We start from the raw sequence: 13,628 nt of genomic DNA, 5'->3' as shown, positions 1-13,628 counted from the left end.
CCACAGGTGTGGCATCACCCGACGACCCGCCCCGACTCACAGTTTGTCGCACCGTTAACTGCTATATTGCCCTCTCTTTGGCACTAACAGACTGAATTGACGCACATTTGCCTTATCCCATCGGCCCGCAAACCGGAGCCCACGGCGCGATTCAGCCCGACAGAGGACCTTTTGATGAAACAGACCCTTCTTGCCCTCACCCTCGGCGGCCTGCTGGCGCTCTCGCCCCTCGCCCTGCAAGCGGCCGAGAGCTCGATGCAAATGGATCACGACCTCAATACCCTGGTCAGCAAACGCCAGGCGGTGGACATGCTGCTCGGCGAAGCGCTGCAGATCTACAAGTCGCCAGCCAAGATCTCTCACGCCGGTTTTACTGCCAAGATGCCGAGCAATATGGAGCTGGTGACCGAGCGGCTGCTGGCCGCCTACCAGCTCGAGCCCTACCGCACCGACCTGCTCATCTCGGCGGCCAACGCCCAGATCTACAACGGCAACCTGAGCCGCGCCATCACCTTGCTGGAGCAGGCGCAGGCCGTCGCCCCCGATGATCTCGACATCAACAGCTATCTCGCCATCTGGCAGCTGGTGAAGGGCAACAAGGAGGCTTCCCGCAGCTATCTGGCGAAAGTGGCGGATCGCAACAGTGGCCGCGCCGCCGATCTGGAGGAGATCATCGCCCGGGTGCAGCGGATCACCGCCGCCCCGCTGCAGACCGAACTGACCGGGGATCAGGTCAAGGCCAGCAGGGAGGGCAAACGCGCCATCGTCACCCTGGGCTACGCCCTCAATCCCGACGGCAGCATGGACAAGATCCTGCTGGGCCGCCTGCAAACCACTCTGGCGCTGGCCAAGGCCGACCCGGAGGCGCTGCTCATCCTGACCGGCGGCGTGCCCCAGAACCGCCAGACCGAGGGCAAGCTGATGGCTGACTGGCTGGCCAACCACGGCATCGACCGCAGCCGCCTGATTGAAGAGAACTACGCCACCAGCACGGTGGATAACGCCCTCTACAGCGCCTATGCCCTCGCCCGCCACCAGATTGACTATGCGGTGCTGGTAAGCTCCGCCAGCCATGTGCGTCGCGGCCAGACGGTGCTGGAAATCGCCTGCGACCAGATTGGCCCGGCCAACATCAAGGTGGCGAGCGTCAGCTACCCCGACAAGCCCCTCGAGGAGCTGGCCACCCCGAGCGAGAGCGAGCTGCTCGGCATCTACCGCGACGCCCTGCGCACCTACGGCATGTGGAGCTACCGCTCCGCCCCGCTGATTGAACGTTGATCGGCCATCAACACGAAAAAGAGAGGGAGGCGTGATGCCTCCCTCTCTTTTTATTGACCGATGATTGGCCAAGCCGCGCCCGTTAGCTGACGATAAAGCCCTGCGAGGGGGCTGCTTTGGGATCATCACCGAAGCGGTTTGGCCCCTGCTGACCGTTGCAAACCATAAAATAGATAAGCACCAGGGTGCCGATAATGGGGATAAGCCCGAGCAGCAGCCACCAAGCGCTGCGGTCGGTATCGTGTAGACGACGGGCCGCCACCGCCAGAGATGGCAGCAGCACAGCCAGCGAATAGATCGAGCTTACCAGCTCCTTATCGCCGCCGATCAGCTTGTCCACCATGCCGAGCAGCAACATGACGATGACGTTGCACAGCACGAACATCCAGTATTCGGTGCGACGGGCCCGTCCGCTAAATACCGCATATTGCTTGAGGACCGAGATATACCAGTTCATTGCGCCTCCAGACTGTTTTCAAAAACAAGTAGTTGCAGATCCGAACCGAGCTTAGCGCGATCAGTGTCCGGCGTCGATCACCAGCAGCTCCAGATCCTGGCGACTGACCCGCTTGCTGTCCACCTTCACATAGAGCGAACGTTCCTTCCGTGCCAGCAGTACATCGTTCACCCCGTCGCAGGCTCGGAGTTTCTGCTCCAGTGCAGGACTCGCCTCCACCCCTTCCGGTAACAGGATGCGCAGACTGCTCACATAGGGGGGCTCCTGCATGGTGAGGCAGACCCCGAGCCAGACAAGGGCCAGCGCAGAGCAGCCGCCAAACACCAGGGCGCCACCACCCAGACTGTAGAGCAGGCCCCCCAGGCTGCCACCGATAGCCACTCCGATAAACTGGCTGGTGGAGTAGATCCCCATGGCCGTACCCTTGTAACCCGGTGGCGACTCCTTGCTGATCAGGGATGGCAGCAACGCCTCCATCACGTTGAAGCCGATGAAGAAGAGCTGCAGGCCGGCGAGCAGGCCCCACAGCTGCAGGCCAGCCTGCCACAGCACCACTTCGGCGCTGAGCATCACCAGCACGCAGATCTGGAACACCAACTTCATCTTTCTGCGCGTCTCGGCATAGATGATGAAGGGTACAACGCTGACGAAGGCAATCAGCATGGTGACCAGATAAGCCTGCCACTGGCTGTCCCGAGGCAGACCCGCTTGCTCCAGCAGCGGCGGCAACGCCACGAAGCTCGACATCAACAGGGTATGCACGCACAAAATGCCGAGATTGAGTTTGAGCAGGCGCGGATTGGTCAGCACAGTGCGCATCCCGCCCCTGACCATGCCGGACTCGCGATTGAGCAGATGAGTTGTCGGTGTCGGCACCAGCCAGAGGGTGACGGCAATGCCCCCCAGCGCCAGCAGGGCGATGAGCCAGAACAGGCCGGAGAGTCCCAGCGCATGAGTGATGAGGGGGCCGGTCACCATGGCGATGGCGAAGGTGATGCCAAAGCTCACCCCGATGAAGGCCATCGCCTTGGTGCGGTTCTGCTCGCGGGTGAGATCCGACAAGAGCGCCATCACGGCGGCCGAGATGGCGCCGCTGCCCTGCAGGGCGCGGCCGGCGATGACGCCCCAGATGGAGTGGGTCAGCGCCGCGATCACGCTGCCGAGGGCAAACATCAGCAGGCCGCCGACGATGAGGGGCTTGCGGCCCACCTTGTCGGAGAGCAGACCGAACGGGATCTGGAACAGCGCCTGGGTCATGCCGTAGATGCCGATGGCCAGGCCGATGAGCGCCTCGGAGGCCCCCGCCAGCGACATGCCGTAGGTGGTCAGCACCGGCAGCACCATAAACATGCCGAGCATGCGCAACGAGAAGACGGAGCCGAGCGCCCAGGTGGCACGGCGCTCGCCCCTCGTCATGGTGAAATCATTCATGATGGCCTCGATAGGTCAGGGAAAAGGAAGACTCAAGGGGTGGCCGACACGCGCCATGCCACACCCGACAGAGGGGAAAAGTACCCGATGGGCGGCCCCATAATAACAGAGCCGGGGAGGTTCCCGGCTCTGGATCTCATGCAATCGGAAGCAACGCACACTATCGGAGCAACATGCTCACCAGCGCCACAGGCTCGGCCTCTGGCTGGAAGTCTACCGACATCATGACACTCAGACAGGTAATGGTGACGATGGAAAACATAAACAGCTTGCGCGCCCAGAGAGCATCATCAACCAGTTGTTTGTAACCCGACAGCGCCATCCCCAGCCACCAGACACTCACCGCAGTGGCCACCACCAGATACTTGTAGCCGGCGTAACCGCCGAGGAACAGCATCAGGGTCGGCACCATAAAGGCCAGGATGTAGAGGGTGATGTGGTGCTTGGCCACCGAAATTCCCTTCACCACCGGCAACACCGGAATGTTGGCCGCCTGATAATCCTTGAAGCGGAAAATGGCGATCGCATAGGAGTGCGGCATCTGCCACAGGCTGAAGATCGCCAGCAGGATCAAGGCCCCCGAGTCGAACTGACCGCTCACCGCACAGTAGCCGATGACCGGCGGCGCGGCGCCGGAGAGGCTGCCCACCAGGGTGCCGTAGACCGAGTGACGCTTCATGTAGAGGCTGTAGACCCCCACATAGACAATGAAGCCCAGCACCGCCAGCAGAGCAGCCAACGGATTGGCCGCCCAATAGAGCAGTGCAATGCCCGCCATGCCAAGCGCGGTGGCGTACCAGAGCGATACGCCGGGGGCGATCAGCCCCTTCACCAGAGCACGGTTCTTGGTGCGCTCCATGATGCAGTCGATATCCCGGTCGATGTAGTTGTTGAACACGCAACCGGAGGCCACCACCAGCGAAACACCCACCATGGTCAGCATGAACAGGGGCAGGTCCAGGCTTCCTTTTGAAGCCAGCAGAAATCCCCCGATCACCGAGATGAGGTTGCCGAAGATGATGCCCGGCTTGGTCACTTGCAGGTATTGCTTCATCATTGCCAGCCTGCTCAGTGGACCATCATGTTGATGTTGAGGTTGTACATGATCCACAGGGAACCCACGACCACGATGGCAATGATGAGCACGGTAAAGACCAGTGCCACCAGGTTCCAGCGCTCCTCGGACGAGGTGTTCATGTGCAGGAAGTAGACCAGATGGACAAAGATCTGCACCACCGCCATGCCAACCACGGTGGCCAGCACGGTGGTGTGGGAGGCGGAGCCGTCTATCACCATCCAGAACGGTACGGCAGTCAGGATCAGTGACAGCACGAAGCCGATCAGGTAGCTCTTGGCGCTGCCGTGGCTGGCGCCGTGATTATCAACGGAATGACTCATTTACATTGCCCCCATCAGATAGACCACGGTAAAGACGCAGATCCACACCACGTCGAGGAAGTGCCAGAACAGGCTCAGGCACATCAGGCGGGAGCGGTTGCGATCGGTCAGCCCCTTCTTGGCCACCAGCACCATCATCACGATGATCCAGATAAGGCCGCTGGTGACGTGGATACCGTGGGTACCGACCAGGGTGAAGAAGGCGGAGAGGAAGGCGCTGCGATCCGGGCCGTAACCTTCTGCGATCAGGTGATGGAACTCGTAGATCTCCATCGCGATAAAACCGGCACCCAGCACAAAGGTCACCAGCAACCAGCCATTGACGGTAGACATCCGGTTCTTGTTCATCGCCAACATGGCAAAACCGAAGGTGATGGAGCTCAACAGCAGCAGCATGGTTTCGGCAAATACGAACGGCAGTTCGAAGATATCCTTGCCGCTCGGACCGCCGGCAGTGCCGTTGACCAGGACCGCATAGGTTGCAAACAGACATGCAAACAGGATGCAGTCACTCATCAGGTAGATCCAGAAACCAAACACCTTGTTGGCACCGGCATCATGGTGCCCATGATCATGGGCACTCTCGTGAGTGTGATTTAGAACGTCGGTCGCCATAGCGTCACGCCCCCTTGTTAATGTTTGCAAAATGCTGACCTTCGGGTGCCCATACCCTCCGGGCACCGTAAACGTGGATGTGATATGAAACGCCAGTGGTCATAGCACTAAGCCCCCTTGTTGATGTTGGCAAAATGCTGATCTTCGATGCGCGTGATCTCGTCAACCTGGACGTAGTAGTCCACGTCATCGTTGAAGCTATGGATGATCCAACTGCCAATCATGGCGGCAAAGGCAAGGATGGCCATCCACCAGATATGCCAGATCATGGCAAAGCCAAAGATGGCGCTGAAGCCCGCGATGATCACCCCTGCCCCGGTGTTCTTGGGCATGTGGATCGGCGCATACTGCTTGGGCTGCTGATAGGCTGAACCGTTTTGCTTGGCATCCCAGAAGGCATCCAGACCGGTGATCTTCGGCTCGATGGCGAAGTTGTAGAAGGGCGGCGGTGAAGAAGTCGCCCACTCCAGCGTCCGGCCACCCCAGGGGTCACCACTCACATCACGGTTCTGCTCGCGGTCACGGATGCTGACCACCAGCTGGATCACCTGGCACAAGACACCAAGGGCAATCAGGCCGGCACCACATGCTGCTACCACCAGCCAGGGGTGGAAGGCCGGATCCAGCTGTTGGCTGATGCGGCGGGTCATCCCCATGAAGCCCAGTACGTAAAGCGGCATGAAGGCAACAAAGAAGCCGATAATCCAGCACCAGAAAGCACGCTTGCCCCAGGTTTCGTTCAGGGTGAAGCCGAACGCCTTGGGGAACCAGTAGGTGATACCGGCAAAGCAGCCAAATACCACGGCACCAATGATGACGTTATGGAAGTGAGCGATGAGGAACAGGCTGTTGTGCAACACGAAGTTGGCCGCCGGCACCGAGAGCAGTACCCCTGTCATGCCACCTATGGTGAAGGTGATGATGAAACCGACAGTCCACAGCATGGGTGAGGTGAACTCGATGCGACCACGGTACATGGTGAACAACCAGTTGAAGATCTTCACCCCGGTCGGGATGGAGATGATCATGGTGGTGATGCCGAAGAAGGCATTCACGTTTGCGCCCGAGCCCATGGTGAAGAAGTGGTGCAACCAGACAATGAAGGAGAGCACGGTAATGGCAATGGTCGCCCATACCAGCGAGGTGTAGCCGAACAACCGCTTCTTGCTGAAGGTGGCCACTACTTCGGAGAAGATCCCGAATACCGGCAACACCAGGATATAAACCTCGGGGTGGCCCCAGGCCCAGATCAGGTTGATGTACATCATCATGTTGCCACCCATGTCATTGGTAAAGAAATGGGTACCCAGATAGCGGTCTGCGGTGAGTAGGGCGATGGTAACGGTCAGGATCGGGAAGGAGGCGATGATCAGCACGTTGGAGCACAAAGCCGTCCAGGTGAACACCGGCAGACGCATCATGGTCATGCCAGGAGCGCGCATCTTGATGATGGTGGCGAAGAAGTTGACGCCGGTCAGCAAAGTGCCCAACCCCGAGATCTGCAGACTCCAGATCCAGTAGTCGACCCCGACCCCCGGGCTGTACTCCAGCCCCGACAGCGGCGGATAGGCCAGCCAGCCGGTCTGGGCGAATTCACCGACCCCGAGGGAGATGTTGATCAACACCACGGCAGCGGCGGTGAACCAGAAGCTGATGTTGTTGAGGAAGGGAAAAGCCACATCACGGGCACCGATCTGCAGCGGCACGACGATATTCATCAGACCGATCACCAGTGGCATCGCCACGAAGAAGATCATGATGACCCCGTGGGCGGTGAAGATCTGGTCGTAGTGATGCGGCGGTAAAATGCCGTCACCACCAGCCGAAGCCATCACCTGCTGGGTACGCATCATCACAGCGTCGGCGAAGCCGCGCAGCATCATGACCATACCCAGGATCAGATACATGACCCCAAGACGCTTGTGGTCGACCGAGGTAAGCCACTCTTTCCACAGATATTGCCACTTGCCGAAATAGGTGATCAGGCCGGCAACGGCCAGCCCCCCCAAAATGATACCGGCTACCGTCACCATGATGATGGGTTCATGGAACGGAATGGCATCGAGTGTTAATTTTCCAAACATCGGTTATTCCTCGGATCCTGCTTGCACAGCCTTGTTATCCAACGGCGCGTTCATATGTCCGGCATGCTCCTTCTGCCCGTCATGCGCCATAGCGGCATGGTCCATCTGCATATGTGCCATGTCATCGTGATTCATGGCGGCGCCATGCTCTGAGGGGGCTTTATGGGTCATCCCCTTGTGCTCGCCATGCCCCATGTCACCCATAAACTTGTTGATCAGCTTGACGAAAAGGGCCGGATCGGCACTTGAGAAATACTCTACCGGGTGGTTTTCGCTCTTCTTGGCCAGCGCATTGAACTCATCCATGGTGATCAGCATCTTGGGAGAGGCCTTGACTTTGGCAACCCAGGTATCAAAACCGGCCTGATCCTGCGTAGCAATCGCCTTGAACTTCATGCCCGAGAAACCGGCTCCGCTATAACTGCTGGAGATACCGTCATACGCGCCTGCTTCATTGGCAATGAGATGCAACTTGGTCTGCATACCGGCCATGGCATAAATTTGCCCGCCCAGCTTGGGAATGAAGAAGGAGTTCATGACAGTGTCTGAAGTCACCCGGAAATTGACGGGGGTATTGACCGGGAATGCTAATTCATTGACCGAGGCAATCCCTAATTCTGGGTAGACAAACAGCCATTTCCAGTCGAGGGAAATAACATCAATCTGGATCGGCTTCACCGTGGACTCCAGCGGCTTGTAGGGATCCAGTTCGTGGGAAGTTTTCCAGGTAATGGTTGCCAGAATGACGATGATAATAACTGGTACGGTCCAGACAACCGCCTCAATTTTATTGGAGTGAGACCAATCCGGAGTATATTTGGCATTGGTATTTGATGCCCGGTATTTACGAGCAAAGACCACCGCCATAATAATCACAGGGATCACCACAATTAACATCAGCCCCAAGGCGGTTAATATCAGTGATTTCTGTTCCAGACCAATCTGCCCTTTGGGATTCATCAAGGCCATGTCGCAGCCGGTCAGCAAGCTGGCCGATGCGATCAACAGCAAAGCACCCAAGCCCCTCTTTAATTCAAAAGGTCTCATGCAGTGTCCTTATGGTCGCAAGGCTAAAGTTGTAAAAACGGGCAACATTGTGATCAGAACCGGAACATGTAAACAACATGGAAAATTAATCTTAAGATTGTGCCAAACTTGGCCTCAGCATGTGAAAAATGTTAATTTTGCATCCGTATCACTATTAATGGCGCCTTTTCCCATAATTAATCAATGACACTCTCTTCTCAATTTATAATTGGACAGGGAGCATTATCTCGCCAACTAACCTTACATAGCATATGGGTATATATGACGAAAAATTAATCCTCCAGCATGAATAATAAACACCTGTCGACTTTGATGATCTGCGACAATTTGAACTCATCATCATTTACGTAATTAAACGCGACGAACAGAACACAGCACGATATTTTTTAGCTGGATTGTTTTTTTACAATTCGAACCCAAACAGATATGTCACTCCATACTCGTTTGATCAATCTGTTTAATAAGTTATTATCAACCCATATAGACGCCATAAAAATATGGCGGTAGGTTGCGTCCTCTTGCTACTGGCCAGCTACCCCACTCTGTACTTTTCCATTTTTCATACAGCAGGTATTGCCATGAGTATTACACGCAGAGATTTTCTCAACGGCGTTGCCATCACCATTGCGGCAGGCGTCGCCCCCATCAATCTGCTCAAGGCTGCCGAAGGCGGCAGCACGCTGGCGGATAAAACCCTGGCCTACCCGCCCGCCCTCACCGGCCTGCGCGGCAACCACCCGGGCTCTTTCGAACCGGCCCACAGCATCGCCCGTGACGGCAAGCACTATGATTTTGCCAATATTCCCCTTGAGGGGGAGTACGATCTGGTGATCGTCGGCGCCGGGATCAGCGGTCTGGCCGCCGCCTGCTTCTATCAGCAACTGCTCGGCGCGGATAAGAAGATCCTGCTACTCGACAACCACGATGACTTCGGCGGCCACGCCAAGCGCAACGAGTTCACCACCCCCGATGGCCTGCGTCTGGGTTACGGCGGCAGTGAATCCCTGCAATCACCGCGTTCGGTCTACAGCCCGGTAGCGCTCGGGCTGCTCAAGGCGCTGGAGGTCAACATCGACGAGCTGGCCGCCGGTTTCCAGCAGACCTTCTATCCGGATCTGGGGCTGAGCCGCGGCGTTTATTTCGACGAGAAGCACTTTGGCGTCAACAAGATAGTGAACGGGGATCCGGGCCACAACGTAGCGGATGACATCCCCCGCGATCGCCTGAACGGCCGGCCACTGGCAGAGTTTATCGGTGACTTCCCCCTCGATGATGCCGACAAGGCCGCCCTGTTGGCCCTGCACGAATCGAAGATCGACTACCTGAGCGGCATGACCCGCGAGCAGCAGGACGAGTGGGTGACCCGCAACAGCTACACCACCTTCCTGCGCGATAAAGTGGGCCTCAGCGAGCGGGCGATCACTTACTTCCAGCAGCGCACCAACGATTTCCAGGCGGTCGGCATCGACGCCACCGCCTGCGCCGATGCGCGCCTCTGCGCCTTGCCGGGGTTCGACGGCCTCAATCTGACGCCGCTGGATGCCGAGGAGCAGGCAGAGCTGGACGATCCCTACATCTTCCACTTCCCCGATGGCAACGCTGGTCTCACCCGCCTGATGGTGCGCAAGCTCATTCCGCAGGTGGCGCCGGGTCACACCATGCAGGATGTGGTGCTGGCCAAGTTTGACTATGGCAAGCTCGACCTGCCGGAGCACAAGGTGCAACTGCGCCTTGGCAGCACGGCGTTGCAGGCCAAAAACGTGCGCCTCGCCGACGGCAAGCTGGTGGTGGATGTCACCTACATCAAGGAGGGGAAACTGCACCGGGTGCGGGCCAAGCAGTCGATCATGGCTGGCTACAACATGATGATCCCCTACATGGTGCCCGAGATGCCGGAGCCCCAGAAGGAGGCGCTGCGCCAAAACGTCAAAGCGCCGCTGGTCTACACCAAAGTGGTGATCAAAAACTGGCAAGCCTTCGTCAAGCTCGGGGTGCACGAGGTCTACTCCCCGGCAGCCCCTTACAGCCGGGTCAAGCTCGACTATCCGGTCAGCATGGGTGGCTATGAGCATCCCAAGAGCCCGGATCAGCCGATGTGCCTGCACATGGTCTATGTACCAACCCTGCCGGGCAGCGGCCTGTCGGCCCGCGAACAGTCCCGCAAGGGGCGCGCTATGATCCTCGGCATGCCGTTCGAGCAGCATGAACAGATGATCCGCGAACAGTTGCAGGGGATGCTCGGCAGCGCCGGTTTCAACCATGAGCAGGATATCCTTGCCATCACGGTCAACCGCTGGTCCCACGGCTACTCCTATGTCACCAACACCCTGTTTGATGACGAAGCGCAGTGCGAAAAATGGATTGAACTGGGTCGCCAGCCGATCGGCAACATCACCATCGCCAACTCGGATGCAGGCTGGAGCCCCTACGCCCACGCCGCCATCGACGAAGCGTGGCGCGCCGTCAACGAGCTGGTTGCCATGAGCAAGGGAGGTGCCCAATGAGCCGCGCCCTGTCACTGACCGCCAGCGCCCTGCTGCTGGCTCTGCCCGCCCTTGCCGCCAACGCAGCCCCCGCCATGTCGGCGGGGGAATACGTGGCCAAGCTCGGCGATTGCGCCGCCTGCCACACCAGCGAAACCAGCAAGCCGCTGGCAGGCGGCAAAGGGTTCCCGACCCCCATCGGTACCGTATTTGCCACCAACATCACCCCCGACAAGGCACACGGTATCGGCAACTACAGCCTGCCGGAGTTCATCAAGGTGATGCGCGAAGGGGTAGCCCGCGATGGTCATCGCCTCTATCCGGCCATGCCCTACACCGCCTACGCCAAGATGAGCGATAAGGATCTCGAAGATCTCTATCACTACCTGATGAAGGAGGTGCAGCCGCTGGCCATCGCCAACAAGGAGAGCGACATCCCCTGGCCGCTCAACATGCGCTGGCCGCTGATGGGCTGGAACTGGGTCTATCACGATGACAGCCGCTTCACCCCGGTCGCAGGCAAGAGCGAAGAGTGGAACCGCGGCGCCTATCTGGTGCAGGGTGCCGGTCACTGCGGCAGCTGCCACACCCCACGCGGATTGGGGATGCAGGAGAAAGCGCTGACCGAGGCGGATCCCGTCTACCTGAGCGGGGCGGCGCTGGATGGCTGGTATGCCCCCGACATTCGCGGCAGCCGTTACAGCAAGCAGGAGCTGATCGATCTGCTGAAAACCGGCCGCAGCCAGCATGAAGCGGTCGCGGGCCCCATGGGGGAAGTGATCACTCACAGCAGCCAGTATTTCAGCGACGCCGATCTGGCCAGCATCGCCACCTATCTCACCGATCTGAAAGATGAACCGGTGGCGGAGAAAGGGGCCCGCGCCTACGCCAGTGCCAGCGGCAAGGCGGACTACGCCATGTACTGCTCCACCTGTCACGGGGTCAACGGCCAGGGCAATGACCACGTCATCCCCTCGCTGGTGAACAACCGCACCGTGCTGGCGAGCGATCCGTCGAGCCTGATCAACGTGTTGCTGCACGGTGCCGAAACACCGGTCACCCACGGCCATCTGGGTTACCACATGCCGGGCTATGGCTGGACCATGGATGATGAGCGGCTCGCCGAGCTGGTCAACACCCTGCGCGCCTCCTGGGGCAATGAAGGCACCGCCGTCAAGGCGGCGGCGGTCAAGACCCAGCGCGAGCTGAACGGCAAGGAGTAAGGGCTGTCAGCTCTCTCTTGGCCAAGTGCCATAAAAACGGGCCTCCACTGGAGGCCCGTTTGCTATTGATGAACCAGGTTCCGGTGCTTATCCCTTTCGGGATTTGGGCCCCGGCAGTGGCGCCGTTGGCTGGCGGTAATCGCCATAGGGGAAGATATTACGAAAACGCTGGGCCACCGGCTCGGGGATGGAGCGGGAGAAGATCAGCTTGACGCCATCGCCATCACGCTGCCCCACAATGCGACCGCGCACCGTGTCGTGGCGCAGGATCTGCTTGGCATGCTCAATAAAGGCGGGTGACACCTTGCCCTGCTTGACCACCACCTTGCCGGGGGCAAGGCGGATTTCGAACAGGGCACCACGCCCCAGCTTCATCAACCACCAGATCAGCGCAATCGCCACTATCAAGGAAATCCAGGCCATCTTCATCCCTCCCAAGCTCTTGATATAAGGCAGTATAAGCGGCCGTGCGCTCCGATTGTTTGGCACCGATCACAGCCCCCGCGTCAGCGCAATAGCGCCTCTTTGCTCAGCAGTCCTTGCCCCAGCCCACCAGCGTCTCGCGATAGAGCGCCAGCAAGGCTTCATCGCGCACCGCCACCCCGACCTGCTGCGGACGATAGGCTGCCCAATCATCGTGGGAGTGGCGTTTGCCATCGAACTTTTGCAGGGTGTGGCCGATGGCCGGGCCGCTGGTAATCACCCGCACCGGCCCCTCCCGCAGGGTAAAGAGGGTCGGGTCAATGACATAGGCGATGGCGGACGGATCGTGAACGTGGCAACCGGAGAGCCCCAGCTTCTCGGAGTAGAAGCGCAGGTAGAAGCGGCTGACATCCCACAGGAAGCGGCCCGGCTCCCCCGCCTTGTCCCTGAGCTCATCCAGATAGGCGCTGCTGAAGAAGCTCTGCTGGGTCACGTCCAGCCCGATGATCACCACCGGCCAGTCGGCGGTAAAGACCCGGTCGGCGGCATCGGGATCGTCGTGGATATTGGCTTCGGCATAGGGGGTGACGTTGCCGCGATGGCCGTTGACGCCAAAGGCTCCGCCCATCACTACCACCTGTTTCACCAGCGAGACAATCTCGGGCGCCTGTTGCAGCGCCAGCGCCAGATTGGTCAGCGGGCCGATAGTGACCAGGGTGATCTCCCCCGGTGCGGCTTTCACCGCCTCGACAATATATTGCCAGGCGGGGCGGGGATCCGGAGCGATAGTCACCTCCCCCGCCTCCATGTCGCCAAAGCCGCTCGGGCCGTGGACTATGGTGGTGGGGCCGACCGGCTCGCGCTGCAGCGGGGCGGCAGCACCTTTGGCCACATCCGCCTTCATGCCGTACTTCTGCTTGAGCCAGAGGGCGTTGCGGGTGCCATTGTCGATGGTGGCGTTACCAAAAACTGTGGTGATGGCGAGCAGCTCGATGGCGGGGTGGGCCTCGGCAAACAGGATGGCCATGGCATCGTCGATACCCGGGTCGGTATCCAGAATGATTTTATGGGTCATGAGAAATTCCTACGGTGACAAACCCTTCGGCAAAAGGGAGAGTCTACCCGGCTGACGGTCTCGTATCCCGGCATGGGATCACAGACCGAGCCTTTGCTCCCGGCAGCGGGGGCG

Annotated in this window: 12 protein-coding genes; 3 read left to right on the top strand and 9 right to left on the bottom strand. The window is 59.1% G+C overall.

Features of this window, described 5'->3' with window-relative positions:
* Window positions 1–174: 174 nt before the first annotated feature.
* Complete coding sequence (locus G5229_RS04755) at window positions 175–1,278, top strand: YdcF family protein (protein ID WP_236316043.1); 1,104 nt, start codon at window positions 175–177, stop codon at window positions 1,276–1,278.
* A gap of 82 nt (window positions 1,279–1,360) precedes the next feature.
* Here the strand turns inward: G5229_RS04755 and G5229_RS04750 are convergent, their stop codons facing one another.
* From G5229_RS04750 to cyoA, 7 genes are all read right to left on the bottom strand, one after another.
* Window positions 1,361–1,735, bottom strand: coding sequence for a DUF805 domain-containing protein (locus tag G5229_RS04750; RefSeq protein WP_216953250.1), 375 nt, complete (start codon window positions 1,733–1,735; stop codon window positions 1,361–1,363).
* A 60-nt stretch (window positions 1,736–1,795) separates the two neighbouring features.
* Window positions 1,796–3,166 (bottom strand): MFS transporter, encoded by a 1,371-nt coding sequence (locus G5229_RS04745; RefSeq protein ID WP_216953249.1) that lies wholly within the window; start codon window positions 3,164–3,166, stop codon window positions 1,796–1,798.
* Window positions 3,167–3,326: 160 nt separating this feature from the next.
* On the bottom strand, window positions 3,327–4,223 hold the full coding sequence (gene cyoE, locus G5229_RS04740) for a heme o synthase (protein WP_216953248.1): 897 nt from the start codon (window positions 4,221–4,223) through the stop codon (window positions 3,327–3,329).
* 11 nt (window positions 4,224–4,234) lie between these two features.
* Entirely contained in the window at window positions 4,235–4,564 is a 330-nt protein-coding gene (locus G5229_RS04735; RefSeq protein ID WP_216953247.1) for a cytochrome o ubiquinol oxidase subunit IV, read from the bottom strand.
* Window positions 4,565–5,179: a cytochrome o ubiquinol oxidase subunit III gene (locus G5229_RS04730; RefSeq protein ID WP_421208695.1), complete on the bottom strand. Its 615-nt coding sequence runs from the start codon at window positions 5,177–5,179 to the stop codon at window positions 4,565–4,567.
* Window positions 5,180–5,286: 107 nt separating this feature from the next.
* Window positions 5,287–7,263, bottom strand: a complete 1,977-nt coding sequence (cyoB, locus tag G5229_RS04725) for a cytochrome o ubiquinol oxidase subunit I (RefSeq protein WP_421208693.1) — start codon at window positions 7,261–7,263, stop codon at window positions 5,287–5,289.
* A 3-nt stretch (window positions 7,264–7,266) separates the two neighbouring features.
* A complete protein-coding gene (gene cyoA / locus G5229_RS04720) occupies window positions 7,267–8,310 on the bottom strand; it encodes a cytochrome o ubiquinol oxidase subunit II (RefSeq protein WP_421208691.1) in 1,044 nt (347 codons plus the stop codon).
* Between the two features lie 578 nt (window positions 8,311–8,888).
* Here cyoA and G5229_RS04715 point away from each other — a divergent pair.
* Window positions 8,889–10,814, top strand: a complete 1,926-nt coding sequence (locus G5229_RS04715) for an NAD(P)-binding protein (protein WP_421208690.1) — start codon at window positions 8,889–8,891, stop codon at window positions 10,812–10,814.
* Complete coding sequence (locus G5229_RS04710; protein ID WP_201945938.1) at window positions 10,811–12,016, top strand: c-type cytochrome; 1,206 nt, start codon at window positions 10,811–10,813, stop codon at window positions 12,014–12,016. The genes G5229_RS04715 and G5229_RS04710 overlap by 4 nt, the downstream gene beginning before the upstream one ends.
* An 87-nt stretch (window positions 12,017–12,103) precedes the next feature.
* Here G5229_RS04710 and G5229_RS04705 read toward each other — a convergent pair whose 3' ends face one another.
* Together G5229_RS04705 and G5229_RS04700 are read right to left on the bottom strand one after the other, a co-directional pair.
* Window positions 12,104–12,439: a DUF3634 family protein gene (locus G5229_RS04705; protein ID WP_005353195.1), complete on the bottom strand. Its 336-nt coding sequence runs from the start codon at window positions 12,437–12,439 to the stop codon at window positions 12,104–12,106.
* A 106-nt stretch (window positions 12,440–12,545) separates the two neighbouring features.
* Window positions 12,546–13,514 (bottom strand): nucleoside hydrolase, encoded by a 969-nt coding sequence (locus tag G5229_RS04700; protein WP_421208688.1) that lies wholly within the window; start codon window positions 13,512–13,514, stop codon window positions 12,546–12,548.
* Between the last annotated feature and the right edge of the window lie 114 nt (window positions 13,515–13,628).

Source organism: Aeromonas sp. 602396, from assembly GCF_049173735.1.
GTDB classification, from domain to species: domain Bacteria; phylum Pseudomonadota; class Gammaproteobacteria; order Enterobacterales; family Aeromonadaceae; genus Aeromonas; species Aeromonas veronii_A.
This window is presented reverse-complemented; position numbering and strand designations above follow the sequence as displayed.